This is a genomic window from Paenibacillus terrae (assembly GCF_000943545.1).
In the GTDB taxonomy this organism is placed as follows: Bacteria; Bacillota; Bacilli; order Paenibacillales; family Paenibacillaceae; genus Paenibacillus; species Paenibacillus terrae_A.
Genome location: NZ_JTHP01000013.1, coordinates 50,264 through 63,099, shown reverse-complemented (window position 1 = coordinate 63,099; position 12,836 = coordinate 50,264). Strand labels below are relative to the sequence as shown.

Sequence of the window (12,836 nt, the reverse complement as noted above, 5' to 3'; positions counted from 1 at the left end):
TTAAAGTGATAAACGAAACTAAGAAAAATTAAGGGTTTTGCTTTATAAAGATATTTATATAAGTTAGTGATAAATAGTACCTGGATATATAGAGCTTCTACCAAATGAGTACTATACGTTAACAGTATTATTTATCCAAATATAGAGACAATGTTTTATTAAAACACTGTGTTTTCAGAGAGGTTGTCAACCAAATGAATGATGAAGATTTTTATAAGTTACATTTAAAATTACTCAGCATTTATGAAAAAAACAAACAGTGCTCCGGAGCTTACCAGAAGAAAAACTGATTATTATAAGAAGCAACTATCCATGTTTGCTGAAAACAATGTTCAACGGATTTTCGTATTAAACCAATTGTTAAAGATTTATGAGGAAAATCGAGAAGCCCTCGTAAGTAGTTGCGCGGATCGATACTTTTTAAGGGATATATCTGTAGATGCTGAATCCGGTATATAAGGCTGAAATTTAAAATGTACCATTTCCAAACTAATAAAAATTATGGGGAGAGATCAAATGTTATTTGAGATTACTGATGAAATGGAAAAGAAAATAAAGGAATGGGATTCATGTAAACCGATTGATGTAGTGGGAGCAAAGTTTTCCTATATATTCATTCCAACTAGTCTTGGCACAGTTATTTATGTTCAATGCGATATCTGTAATAGAGAATTGAATCTAACAGAAGGCTGGGATTGAAAGATCAATTTCTAAACTCCGCTGAGAGGCTGTGTAGATAAATTTAGGTGTTCTTTATATAAGGACATCTACTAGGGTAAGAATCTTTCTGATGCAATCTTGTTAGCACATGTACTCCCTCAGAATGAATCAGACCATGGACCATTCGCTTTCCATACTACCTCTACATAAGCTGCGACCTTCAGCGTCCCATCCGTAGGGAACATCATAGTGATTAGGCAGTTTTCAAGAGAAGGATACTGCGCCGAAATGCTGGAGGCAGAACTGGGTACTCGCTTGGGTTATGAGAAGCATGAAGTCAAAGCTTAAAGCGAAGCTAAAGATGAGATCAAGCAGAAGGCGGGGGCCGTCGCAATGTCTGTCGTCCAGAAGGGAAAGAGGCTCTTTTCCAAAGGCTATGGTGTTGTTGACCACGAATTGAATTTACCTGTAGATGCAAACAATACGGTTTTCCGAATCGCTTCTGTATCAAAAGTATTTACGGCAGTAGCTGCAATACAGTTCGTCAAACAAGGGGAGATTTACTTTCAAGACAATGTCGAAACATATTTGGATGGCTACAAAATCACTAATTCGCATAATACGCCCGTTACAATTGAACAATTGCTCACCCAGACAAAAGTCTAGATATCCATTAAAATATATGCATACGCATGATTTTTTGCTGCAGTTTTGTTTTAGTTTGTTCCGCGTTTTATCTTCAGGTGTGCTCTTCAGAATGGAAAGATAAAGCAAGATGTAAACTATGTATTAGATGAATTGAATGCAGTCGCTATTGATGAGAAAGACTGACTAAAAACGAAATAAGATTGATTTAAGGTTCGAGATTCTTAATTGAAAGGAAAGATATTATGAAAGTACTGTTTGTTGTCGCTCATCGTAGAAATGAGTATAACTAATCGATTTGCTGAAGGACTAACAGGTAGCTGCCGAGAATCGTATTGGTACGCATCTGAAAGGGATCGAAAAATGGCCAGATTTCACGATTTTAGCTGGATTTAATGAGGAGTATCCAATTTTTGGTTGGCGGTAAGTGAAAAGTAATTTCCAAGCTATCCATCAGTTTCTTTCATAAACATGAATCGAAATTTATTGCTCGTGGCAATGTCTTGAATTGGCTATGTCTCGAACAATTGTTTATAACAGAACTTTTATGAATCATTATCAGGTATGAAATTGGTTTTGACCGTTCCGTTTAAGCTTGATACAATAATATAAACTATGTGATACTACTTTAGTATAGATTGGGTGGTTCAAAAATTGCAAAATAAAAATGATCTTTTAGATATATGGTTGTCTTTGTCTGATATATATTCCAATGTTACTGACAAATTGGAACAAGCTCTGCAACAACAATATGATTTATCATTAAAGGAGTTTTATGTATTGAATTTTATATCCAAGTCGGAGGATAAAGAATTACGATTACAGAAACTTCAGGAAATGGTGGGTTTAAGTCAAAGTGCGACCTCGAGACTCGTAGTAAGAATGGAAGCCAAGAACTGTGGCGCCCTGCAAAGACATATATGCGAGGATGATCGCCGAGGTATTTATACTCGGATTACGGAATTGGGCGAAAATAAATTCCAGCGTGCTCTACAAACTTTCAACCAGGTTTTACAATCAGAACTTCAAAAAAAAGGATTGAAATCTGAATTTCATAACGTTATCCAAAAATTGCTTTAAGATTGCTTACCTGCGTTGCCATATCAAACTTAAGATTCTTAATATAGCTTAACGTTGTTATGTGAAAGGCACTCTACAGAAGGTTAGAGGGGTGTCTTTTTTAGTTCCATGCACGATTCATTAAATTTCTTTGTGAACTTTTCGTATTGTCAGAACGAATTATTCTGAATACTGCACAGGTGAAAATGGAAACACGCAAATTAATATGAATGCACATTCATTTATTAGAATATCTTGCAAAATAAAAAAACCAACGATCAGAGCTATAAAATAAAAATTTTATATATTTGGTGATGAATATGGTGAAAAAGTTAGATAAGACCAACGTAATGCGAATCCTTGATCAGAAGGAAATCAACTATAATTATTACTACTTTGATCATAAAACGCTTAATATTTTTGATGTGGCAAACTCCTACGGACAGGATCTCGCTATGGTGTTCAAGACACTTGTGACATCTGGTCGTTCGAAAGTACATTATGTTTTTATGGTACCTGTTGAGAAGGAGCTTGATCTAAAAAAAGCCGCAAAGGTGACGGGGGAAAAAACACTAGAGATGATTCCTCAGAAGGAGCTACTGCCCTTGACGGGGTATGTTCACGGGGGCTGTTCACCGATCGGAATGAAAAAGCAGTTCAAGACCTTTATTGACCATATCGCTGTAAATTCTGAGACTATTTATTTTTCAGGTGGGCGAGTAGGATGTCAGGTGCAACTGGCGTTAAGTGATTTACAAAAGATCATTCCTGTGACACCTGCGAACATAACGAGAGAAGTGTAAATATCAGATGTAAATGCCATGCTTAAGTTTGATCCCATTACTATGCGCTCCGATATGTTACTAAATCCTTGAACGGTTGTTTAAAATGAAACCTACCCAATTTTCGCACCTCCGATTTATACAGTTTCATAAATTAATCCACGTATATTTTATTAAAACAAACTAATAATGTTAAATGTTTGATCTATACGATGTGTCTGCAGTAAATGTAATCAGTTAGGCAGAAATAATGGTGTTCTATTGTCACAGACTTGACAACATCTGATTTTTCCATTAAATTAAATGCATGCGCATGCTTTTTATTTTGTACCCGTGCTAGATATTAGTTATTGGGTAATTATCTAAAACAAGAGAGGGAGTTTTGGAAATGCAATATGTTAAAGACAAAGTCATTATTATAACAGGTGCTTCAAGCGGAATAGGTGAGGCGACGGCTTTGTATCTGGCGAAAAATGGTGCAACGGTTGTCCTCGCAGCAAGAAATGAAGGTAAATTGAGATCCTTGACTGAACGGATCAAAAATGAGGGTGGTAACGCGTTCTATAAAGCAACCGATGTCACTGTCAATGATGAAGTACAATCTTTGGTGAGTTTCACCATAGACCACTTGGGTCGCGTCGACACATTGATCAATTGTGCTGGTTACATGCTATTCTCCCTGTGGGATAATGCCCATGTGGAAGAGTGGGAAAAGATGATTGACCTTAACATCAAAGGGACGTTATATGGAATTGCAGCCGTATTGCCTCAAATGAAAAAACAGGGACAAGGCCAGATTATCAATGTTGGGTCCATTGCAGGCCATGCGGTAGGGGAAGGTCATGGCGTCTACAGTGCAACTAAATATGCAATGCGGGCGATTACAGAAAGTCTTCGTAAAGAAGTCGCCGTCAAACACAATATTCAAGCGGTTCTGGTATCCCCAGGGGTTATCGCAACGAACTGGCAGAGTACAGTAACGGATCAGGATGTCAAAACGGTATTGGAAGATTTGAATAACGTCGCCATTGATGTGGAATATGTGGCTGAAACCATTGGTTTTGTCGTAAACAAGCCCGCAAATGTTATGATCAATGACGTCATTGTGGCTCCTACAGCCCAAGAATGGTAAGATTCAAGTTCTGTAATTTGTGTTGACAGAAATCAAAATCTTGTGACGAGGAGTGACTGGGTATGAAAGTTTTGGTAGTGGGATCAAATGGACAAATCGGACAGCGCCTGATCCAACTTTTGAAGGAAAACAAAGAGCACACAGTTCGGGCGATGGTACGAAAAAAAGAACAAGCCGATGCATATGAAAAGCAGGGCGTCGAAACGGTTCTTGCAGACTTGGAAGGGACGGTCGACTCCATTGCAGAAGCCGCCAAGGGCTGTGATGCCATTGTGTTTACGGCTGGCTCGGGTGGGAAAACGGGAGACGATAAAACGCTATTGATTGATCTGGATGGTGCTGGAAAAACAATTGAAGCGGCCGAAAAAGCAGGCATTGACAGATTTATCATGGTCAGTGCAATTCAGGCGAATAACCGGGAGAATTGGCACGATAATATCCTTCCGTATTATGCAGCGAAGCATTATGCAGACAGAGTGCTGGAAAGTAGCAGGTTGACCTACACCATTATACGTCCAGGAATTCTTTTGAATGAACCAGGAACGGGAAAAGTGTCTGCTGCTGAGAATATCACCTATGGCAGTATCCCTCGTGAAGATGTAGCTCATGCCATTTTGGCTGCTTTGGATGAGAAGCATACCTATAAACGTGCATTCGATCTGATTACTGGTGACGATTTGATTGCCGATGCATTGAAAAAAGTCTGAAAAAGAGGTTACGGTATGAATCCGAAATATAAAGAGTTATTGGCACCATTCACATTAAATAACGGAGTCACTCTGAAAAACAGGGTAGTTATGGCTCCGATGACCACATGGTCAGGCAATGCTGATTTTACGATATCGGATGAAGAGGTGACCTACTATAATAATCGTGTTAATGGAGTAGGACTTGTGATAACGGGCTGTACGCATATTACAGCAAACGGAATCGGGTTTACGGATGAATTCGCGGGTTTTGATGACAAATTCATCCCCAGCTTGCGGAAATTAGCCAGTGCTGCCAAACGAGGGGAAGCACCTGCGATACTGCAAATATTTCATGCAGGAAATAAAGCGATTCCTGAACTTATACCTGATCGTGACCTTGTGAGTGCCAGTGCTGTACAAGGTAGTCCGTTTGGGAAAACGCCGCGAGCGCTTTCGCATGAAGAAATTATGAGTATGATTAAAGCGTTTGGTGAGACAACGAGACGGGCCATCGAAGCAGGCTTTGACGGAGTTGAAATTCATGGGGCGCATGGATTTTTGATTCAAAATTTCCTGTCTCCGTATTTCAATCAGCGGACTGACCAATGGGGAGGAACGCTTGAAAATCGTCTTCGCTTTCCGCTTGAGGTAGTTCGGGAAGTGGAGCAGGTCATCAAAAAATATGCGGAGAAGCCGTTTATTTTGGGGTACAGATTTTCACCTGAGGAACGTTCCCAGCCGGGTGGGTTGAGAATGGAAGAGGCATATGTCCTTATTGATCGACTTGCGGAACAGAAAGTGGATTATATTCATGCTTCATTAGATCATGTACTCTCGAGCCCGGTAGAGACACAAAGTGAGAAAACTCGTCTTGAATTAATTGCAGAGTATGTGGATGGCAGGGTGCCTCTTATTGTCGCGGGTTCCGTTATTGAACCGTCTCTTGCTGCAAAAGCATTGGAGTCAGGTGTATCTTTAATCGCTATTGGCCGAGGTTTGATTATGAATCCGAATTGGGTCGAATTGGTTGAGAGTGGACAAGAAGATCAGATTGAATCAGTAGTGAAAACTTCAAAATTGAGTCAACTTCAGATTCCTGAGAAATTATGGAATATTATTCAGACTTCTCAGGGATGGATACCGTTTAGTAAGTAAAGCTTTGGCTTTTTCTGTATCGCTGAAACGATTGGTTTTGTTGTGAACAAGCCAGCCAATGTGCTGATCAATGATGTCATTGTGTAATCTACAGCTTCAAGAATGGTGATTCTACTATATTTCTCGATCCTGTGGTTTATTCTTTCTTATGGTCAGGTGATAATCGACATTATAAGATCAATGATTAGTGATATTCTCAATTGAAAGGAAAGCTTATAATGAAAGTACTTATTGTTACCGCACATCCTAGAAGCGACTCGCTTACGATGAGTATAACTCATCGGTTTGCTGAGGGACTCACTGCAGCTGGACATGAATACGATACAGCAGATTTATATCGAGAGGCCTTCAATCCAGTATTACTACCCCAAGATGAACCGGACTGGAATAATGAATCCAAATTATACTCTGATGAAGTCCTAAGTGAGATGGAAAGGATTAAGTCATCGGACGCGATGGTGTTTATATTTCCGGTTTGGTGGTATAGTTTTCCTGCTATAATGAAAGGCTATATTGATCGAGTGTGGAACCTAGGTTTTGCATATGGAGAAATAAAACTGCCCATCAACAAAATAAGATGGATTGCACTGGTCGGTGATACGCAATCCCATTTTAGAAAAAGGGACTATGATACCATGATGGAGAAGTATATGAACATTGGCATGGCTGAATATGTGGGAGTCAAGGATTCTCAGGTACACTTTATGTATAATACACTTGGGGAGTTTGAAGATAACCAAGAAACGAATTTAGATTCACTTTACAACAACTTACTTGATGAAGCCTACAATATAGGTTATACATTATAACGTCTAAAGAATCTAAAACGTGACTCAGGCCAGGTCAAGGAGTTATTAAGAATTAAAAGGCGTATTGTAAATCAATGCAATAAACATGCATGAACATACAAATTATATATTGAAATGGAGAAGAAAAATGACTCAAACTCGCGTGTTAAGTGTACCCTATGCCAAAGCTCCATTTGAAAAAATAACGATGGAAACCCGAGAATTACGACCATATGACATCTTGATCGACATTAAGTTCAGCGGGATCTGCCATTCCGATATTCATAGCGCATATGGTGATTGGGGCGGGGGAATCTTTCCGATGGTACCTGGTCATGAAATCGTAGGTCATGTGGAAGCCGTAGGTGAGGAAGTCACCAAGTTCACGGTGGGTGATCGTGTCGGTGTGGGCTGCTTCGTCAATTCATGCGGAGAGTGTGAATACTGCTTGAAGGGAGAGGAACAGTACTGTACGAAAGGTGTTGTGCAAACCTATAACTCGAGAGATTATGATGGCACACCGACATACGGTGGATACAGCCAAAAGATTGTTGTAACGGAAGGATTTGTTGTACGTATTCCGGATGTACTGGGTATGGATATCGCAAGCCCACTGTTGTGTGCAGGTATCACGACATACTCCCCCTTGAAACACTGGAATGCCGGACCGGGTAAGAAAGTTGCCATCGTGGGTGTAGGCGGCCTGGGTCACCTGGCCGTTCAATATGCACATGCCCTGGGTGCTGAGGTTACCGTGCTAAGTCGTTCCAATGATAAGAAAGACGAAGCTTTTGAATTGGGAGCAGATCACTACTTTGCAACCCAGGATACTGCTACGTTCACGACACTAGCTAGTCAATTTGATCTGATTCTAAATACGGTATCGGCCAATTTGGATGTAGATGCTTACTTATCCTTGCTTAAAGTCGATGGAACAATTGTGAATGTAGGAGCTCCAGGTAAACCTGATCAGTACAATGTGTTCTCCTTGCTGATGGGACGCCGCAGTATTGCCGGTTCACTCGTTGGAGGTATCCGTGAAACTCAGGAAATGCTTGATTTCTCCGCAGAAAATGGCATTGTTCCCAAAATCGAGATCGTCCATGCTCACCAAGTGGAAGAAGCGTATGATCGTGTTCTCCGGAGTGACGTGCGTTATCGTTTTGTCATTGACGCATCAACAATATAATTCAGATAAAGTAAAAAGAGTCGCCTCTATGGAGAGCCCTGCAAAAGCCTTACTTTTGTTTAAACCAGGGCTCCGAACTGGAAAACAGATGCCGAAAAATCGAGTAGGAGGCTACCCATTAGTTGAGTAGCCGACCTCTCACACCACCGTACGTATCGTTCGGTATACGGCGGTTCAACCGTTTAAGTGCAATTGTCGTAGACGCTCGTACTGTGCAGGGAAGTCATAATACCCTGCCCGTACGAGCCTTTGTTTGTTATGGAGCGAGACAGCATCGCCAGTATCCCGTCCGTGTATTTCCTCATTTGGTAGGCCTGCCTCTCCGGTATCCCCAGCTTCCGCATGTTTTGCACCTTCGTTTTCGGCTTCTTCCAACCTTTCCAGATGTACATGCGCATCCGCCTTCGCAGCCATTCATTCCAGCTTTGCAGGATTCGCTTCATGTCGGCTATATAGAAATAACCGATCCATCTGCGAATGTAGACCTTCACGTTCTCCATCACCTGCCGGGCGTTTCTGCCTTGCCTTCGGCTCGTCAGCTCCTTTCAATTTCCTCTTTGCCTTTGCAAGGGATTGTCCGTGGACGCGGATATACACGCCACTCCCGTTCTTTCCCAGCGCAAAGCCAAGAAATTTGAAGTGTTTCTGCGCTACGACGCTAACGACCTTGCTCTTCTGTGCATTCATCTTGAGCTTTAGCCTGTTCTCCAGATATGCCCCACATGATTCCAGAAACCGTGTGGCCGCTCGCTTGCTCTCCGCCAGCACGACAATGTCATCCGTATAACGGATGACCGTCACACCTCGGCTTTTCATTTCCTGATCAAATTCGTTCAGGTAGATGTTCGCTAAAAGGAGCGACAGCGGCCCACCCTAAGGAGAGCCTTCTTCCGTTTTGCAGCGTATTCCGTTTCCATGACTCCGCTTTTCAGATACTTTTTAATCAGGTCGGTTACGCGCTTATCCTGAATTTGTTTACGCAAGAGATTCATGAATAGCTTATGGTTCAACGTGTTGAAGTATTTCGAGAGGTCGATTTCTACCGCATAGCCGTATCCCTGCTCCGCATACGCTTTTACTTTTCGGATGGCTTGCTGCGCGCTTCGCCCGGGGCGGTACCCGTAGCTTCCATCCGAAAAGAGCGGTTCGAACCGCGGTTGCAGCTGCTGGGCGATGGCTTGCTGGATGATGCGATCCACTATTGTCGGAATCCCAAGTTTCCGTACTCCACTTCCATCTGGTTTGGAAATTCCCTTGCGCCGTACCGGGCTCGGTTTGTACCTTCCATCCCGTATGCTTTGCAAGAGCTCCGCTCGATTCTCCCGCAACCATGGCAGTGCTGCCTCGATGGTCATCCCGTCGATTCCCGGCGCTCCGTGATTGCGCTTAACTTGCTTGTAGGCTTGTTCAGTTGTCCTTGTCCATGATTCTCTCCAGCAAGTCGTTTGCACCGTCTCTTTCTCTGCTTTCCCGAGTGCCGACACTCTGAGCTCCCGCATACTCTTCATGTTCCACACTATCCCTTTGCGGGCCCGGTGTGACGACCAAAGCGGTGATGATCTCTTCATCCGTCATAGCGATATGTTCTTTATAACCAAAAATGATTTCGAGTTGCTCTTCCAACCGAAGCGTGAGTTCGGGTCAATGGCGACAAAATGCCTTTGTGGGACAACAGTCGCTCGTCCTCGACGATTTGCTTTGCGATGCCAAGCTTCTCACTCACCGTACCTTCATGATCCGGCAACAGTTCTTCTAACGTCTCGCCAAGTAGCGCCAGGTAAGACAGCATGATGGGATCGGCATCCGTCTGTTCACTTTTGACGCGTGGAGAGCTTGGGTAGCTTCTTCTCCAGCTTCGGATAGCGTTTGGTGAAGACACAAAACAGACGCTTAGCCGCGTCCTACAGCACGTCGAGAGACCTTTGCTTGGAATTACCTGCCTGTGTATGAGTCGCATTCATGATAATGGTTTGGCTTTTCACCAAGCCTCTTTCGATGCATTGGCTGACCACATGTCACAGGACATCTCCTACCTGACTCGTCCCCAGCCGGTGTATTACGGACCGTGACAACTGAAAGGTTCACTTGTGCTTCTTGTACCACTCGTTCGTCGGAGAGAGTGTTTTACTTCAATAATGAATTCTTACTCAAGTTGAACCCACGTTTCTATTTATTTTAGGGTAACAACGAATGAAGAATGTTCAAACTAGGTTTCCCTTCATGAGATTCCAATATGCTTGCTAGGTAAATACGAATGCATCAAATAATATGCTTACAGCAGACATTTAAGTTATTTGAGTAAAGAGTCAGGTTGCCTTATACTAAAAAAAATAATTAATTACATGAAGGACGGGTGGGAAGTTATATTATGAAGAATACAAATGAGTTCATGGATCAGTGGTTATCTATGGACATCATACAAAATAACATCAAGAAGGAATTGGAAAGTATATTACAGGCTCAATTTAGTTTATCGATTAAAGAGTTCTACGTCCTTTATTATCTTTCTAAGGCACCTGAAAAAAAACTTAGGTTACAACAGTTACAAGAAAGAATAGGATTAAGCCAAAGTGCACTCTCTAGACTGGTGGGAAATATGGAGGCGAAAAGCTGTGGTGCTCTTGAGAAGCATACTTGTTCAGATGATCGGAGGGGTAGCTATACCAGGCTGACAGAACTGGGAGAGAATAAACTTCGAAAAAGTCTTCATGCTTTCCATGAGATTTTACAAAAATATTTAAAAGCGCATAATTTTGATGCAACAGTGAAAAAATTAATAAACGAACTTTAAGCAACATGGCCTTTCAAAGAGCTTATATTTTCTTTGGGCTCTTTGATTTGACTTTTGTGAGATTTAGAGTTAAATTATATGCATGTGTTATGCATTAAATTAATAGATGCATGCTCATGAATGTTATTAAAGGGAAAGGATGTTCACATGCGAGATCTATTTAGTACTTTTGAAATTAAGGGGTTGGAGCTGAAGAATCGGATTATGATGTCTCCGATGTGCATGTACTCTGTCGATAAGAAAGACGGTATCGCAACAGACTGGCATTATCTCCACTATGTAAGCCGTGCTGTTGGTGGTGCAGGCTTTATCATGATTGAAATGACAGACGTAGAGCCGGATGGAAGAATTTCGGATTACGACTTAGGTTTGTGGTCTGATGACCAGATTCCAGCACTAAAGAAAATCGTTGACGCGATTCATGCACAAGGCGCAAAAGTAGGTATCCAAATCGCTCATGCCGGACGTAAAGCACAGGATGCAGAAGTCCCAGTTGCGCCATCTGCGATTCCATTCGATGAGAATTCCAAAACCCCCCGCTCGCTGACAACGAAAGAAGTAAAGGGTATGGTTGAAAAATTCCGTCTTGCTGTAAGACGAGCAGTAAAAGCTGGTTTTGATACAATCGAAATTCATGGTGCGCACGGTTACTTGATTCACCAATTCCATTCTCCACTTACAAACAAACGTGATGATGAGTATGGAAAAGATTTGACGAAATTCGGCCGGGAGATCATTCAAGTAGCAAAAGAAGAGATTCCCACGGGTATGCCATTGTTGATGCGTATCGCTGCAAAAGAATATGTAGAGGGCGGTTATGACATCGACGGGAGCATCAAGTTCGCTAAAGAATATCAAGATGCAGGTGTAGACATGTTCGATATCTCTTCCGGCGGAGAAGGGCAAATCGCCGCTTGGGGTAGACCGGGTACACATGCTGCCTATCAAGCACCATTAGCTAGAAAGATTAAAGAAGCATTGGATGTGCCGGTTATTGCTGTAGGAAGACTGGATGATGCAGTTTTGGCAAATGGCATCATCGGAAATGAGGAAGCAGACTTAATCGCGGTAGGTCGCGGCATGCTTCGAAACCCTTACTGGGCTTTGGAAGCATCTAAGCAATTGCGTAAAGAGGCTGATGTTCCAAAACAATATGAAGATGGTTTCCGTCGCTAAGTAAAAAGGAATTACTACCTATAAGGAGGAATAGTGAAAATGAGTAAAACACCAATCGAGGATTATGAAGCAATTGTTGAAGTGATTAGTAAGTATGTGGATGGGTTGATTGCTGGTAAGAAGGAAATTATGCAACCAGTTTTCCATAAAGATGCGACGATGTACGGCTATAATTCAAATGGTTTCCTTGGAGGTTCCATTCAAAACTTGTGGGATTTCGTGGACGAAGCAGGTGCCGCACCGAATATGAAATCGAGAATCGATGTGCTGGATGTAGAGGGCACCATCGCTTCGGCACGTATCAGTCTGGAAAATGATGCATATGGAGAGTCCTATACGGACTATCATCAGCTACTAAAGGTAGATGGAGAATGGAAAGTGATCGGTAAACTATTCCACTTACATGGTTAATACAGTTCCTCAGTAAGGATAACGATAATATAAAGAAGATTTATCAATATGTCTTACATTGAAAATAAAGTTGTAGTTTTGATAGGTGCATCAAGTGGTATTGGAGAAGCAGCAGCGATGACAAGCTTCAGAAAATTGTAGATGGTATTGAATCTGGTGTCATTGCGACAAACTGGCAAGATAGTGTAACGGATGAAGACGTGAAAGGCGTTCTGGACAATCTGAAGGAAGTAGCCATCAACGTAGAGCATGTGCGAGAACCATCGCATTCGTTGTCGACCAGCCTTCTGATGTACTGATTAATGATGTTATTGTCTCACCGACACGCCAAGAGTGGTAATGAGATAATCCAATTTGAC

General features: G+C 41.9%; 15 protein-coding genes and 1 pseudogene. 12 read left to right on the top strand and 4 right to left on the bottom strand.

What is annotated here, in order from left to right:
• Window positions 1-516 precede the first annotated feature (516 nt).
• The 9 genes from QD47_RS09080 to QD47_RS09040 all read left to right on the top strand — a co-directional run bounded on the left by QD47_RS09080 (window position 517) and on the right by QD47_RS09040 (window position 8,099).
• The gene (locus tag QD47_RS09080) at window positions 517-699 is read left to right on the top strand and encodes a hypothetical protein (RefSeq protein WP_044645826.1); all 183 of its coding nucleotides are present in this window, start codon (window positions 517-519) and stop codon (window positions 697-699) included.
• Between the two features lie 327 nt (window positions 700-1,026).
• A complete protein-coding gene (locus QD47_RS09075; protein ID WP_268794237.1) occupies window positions 1,027-1,326 on the top strand; it encodes a serine hydrolase domain-containing protein in 300 nt (99 codons plus the stop codon).
• A 633-nt stretch (window positions 1,327-1,959) separates the two neighbouring features.
• Window positions 1,960-2,385: a MarR family winged helix-turn-helix transcriptional regulator gene (locus tag QD47_RS09070; protein ID WP_044645824.1), complete on the top strand. Its 426-nt coding sequence runs from the start codon at window positions 1,960-1,962 to the stop codon at window positions 2,383-2,385.
• 299 nt (window positions 2,386-2,684) lie between these two features.
• Window positions 2,685-3,167, top strand: a complete 483-nt coding sequence (gene ybaK / locus QD47_RS09065; RefSeq protein ID WP_044645823.1) for a Cys-tRNA(Pro) deacylase — start codon at window positions 2,685-2,687, stop codon at window positions 3,165-3,167.
• A gap of 367 nt (window positions 3,168-3,534) precedes the next feature.
• Entirely contained in the window at window positions 3,535-4,278 is a 744-nt protein-coding gene (locus QD47_RS09060) for an SDR family oxidoreductase (RefSeq protein WP_044645822.1), read from the top strand.
• A gap of 62 nt (window positions 4,279-4,340) precedes the next feature.
• Window positions 4,341-4,985, top strand: a complete 645-nt coding sequence (locus tag QD47_RS09055; protein WP_044645821.1) for an SDR family oxidoreductase — start codon at window positions 4,341-4,343, stop codon at window positions 4,983-4,985.
• Window positions 4,986-5,000: 15 nt separating this feature from the next.
• Window positions 5,001-6,122 (top strand): NADH-dependent flavin oxidoreductase, encoded by a 1,122-nt coding sequence (locus tag QD47_RS09050; protein ID WP_044645820.1) that lies wholly within the window; start codon window positions 5,001-5,003, stop codon window positions 6,120-6,122.
• Window positions 6,123-6,340: 218 nt separating this feature from the next.
• Complete coding sequence (locus QD47_RS09045) at window positions 6,341-6,931, top strand: NAD(P)H oxidoreductase (protein ID WP_044645819.1); 591 nt, start codon at window positions 6,341-6,343, stop codon at window positions 6,929-6,931.
• Window positions 6,932-7,058: 127 nt separating this feature from the next.
• A complete protein-coding gene (locus QD47_RS09040; protein WP_044645818.1) occupies window positions 7,059-8,099 on the top strand; it encodes an NAD(P)-dependent alcohol dehydrogenase in 1,041 nt (346 codons plus the stop codon).
• A 174-nt stretch (window positions 8,100-8,273) separates the two neighbouring features.
• On the opposite strand, the gene QD47_RS32470 is transcribed toward QD47_RS09040, so the two are convergent.
• The 4 genes and pseudogenes from QD47_RS32470 to QD47_RS33010 form a co-directional block, all read right to left on the bottom strand.
• Complete coding sequence (locus tag QD47_RS32470; RefSeq protein ID WP_200893404.1) at window positions 8,274-8,513, bottom strand: hypothetical protein; 240 nt, start codon at window positions 8,511-8,513, stop codon at window positions 8,274-8,276.
• On the bottom strand, window positions 8,514-8,915 hold the full coding sequence (locus tag QD47_RS33710) for a reverse transcriptase domain-containing protein (RefSeq protein ID WP_268794234.1): 402 nt from the start codon (window positions 8,913-8,915) through the stop codon (window positions 8,514-8,516). It abuts the gene before it with no gap.
• 32 nt (window positions 8,916-8,947) lie between these two features.
• Window positions 8,948-9,454, bottom strand: a complete 507-nt coding sequence (locus QD47_RS33705; protein ID WP_412177966.1) for a reverse transcriptase domain-containing protein — start codon at window positions 9,452-9,454, stop codon at window positions 8,948-8,950.
• A gap of 118 nt (window positions 9,455-9,572) precedes the next feature.
• Window positions 9,573-10,217 (bottom strand): annotated as a pseudogene (locus QD47_RS33010) (transposase); the annotation flags it as partial.
• Window positions 10,218-10,467: 250 nt separating this feature from the next.
• On the opposite strand from QD47_RS33010, the gene QD47_RS09025 reads away from it, so the two are divergent.
• The 3 genes from QD47_RS09025 (at window position 10,468) to QD47_RS09015 (ending at window position 12,477) form a co-directional block, all read left to right on the top strand.
• Window positions 10,468-10,890 carry a MarR family winged helix-turn-helix transcriptional regulator gene (locus tag QD47_RS09025; protein WP_044645817.1) on the top strand — a complete coding sequence of 141 codons (423 nt, stop codon included), beginning with the start codon at window positions 10,468-10,470 and terminating at the stop codon, window positions 10,888-10,890.
• A 147-nt stretch (window positions 10,891-11,037) separates the two neighbouring features.
• Window positions 11,038-12,066, top strand: coding sequence for an NADH:flavin oxidoreductase/NADH oxidase (locus QD47_RS09020; protein WP_044645816.1), 1,029 nt, complete (start codon window positions 11,038-11,040; stop codon window positions 12,064-12,066).
• A gap of 39 nt (window positions 12,067-12,105) precedes the next feature.
• Complete coding sequence (locus QD47_RS09015; protein ID WP_044645815.1) at window positions 12,106-12,477, top strand: nuclear transport factor 2 family protein; 372 nt, start codon at window positions 12,106-12,108, stop codon at window positions 12,475-12,477.
• The last annotated feature ends 359 nt before the right edge of the window (window positions 12,478-12,836 follow it).